Origin of the sequence: Psychrobacter sp. TB55-MNA-CIBAN-0194, assembly GCF_040309505.1 — a bacterium.
GTDB classification, from domain to species: domain Bacteria; phylum Pseudomonadota; class Gammaproteobacteria; order Pseudomonadales; family Moraxellaceae; genus Psychrobacter; species Psychrobacter fozii.
This window is the reverse complement of sequence record NZ_JBEOOW010000507.1, coordinates 1-256: the sequence shown is the minus strand read 5'-3', so window position 1 is coordinate 256 and position 256 is coordinate 1. Positions and strand designations below refer to the sequence as shown.

Genomic DNA, 256 nt, shown 5'->3' with positions numbered 1-256 from the left:
ATTATCAACCATACGAAAGATCATCTAAGCATTTCCCAACCCGCTCCAATCGTATGACTAATCTATGTTAACTAAATCTGATAAATCATGTTTTCGCAAGAAATGTGCTAATAACCCTCGAACCTGGTTACCCGTTGACTGTTGTAAAATAGACTCCAACAACTCAGTTAATTCTTGTTTTGATACTCGTCTAAGTAAAAAATTTATTCTGGCTAAGCTGCCCTGGTTCATACTGAGTTTGTTATAACCCATTGCC

Annotated in this window: 1 protein-coding gene; it reads right to left on the bottom strand. The window is 36.7% G+C overall.

Going from position 1 to position 256, the window contains the following annotated elements; genetic code table 11:
- Positions 1 to 57: 57 nt before the first annotated feature.
- The coding region (locus AAEY75_RS16065; protein WP_352260156.1) for a hypothetical protein at positions 58 to 256 on the bottom strand (199 nt) is incomplete at its 5' end.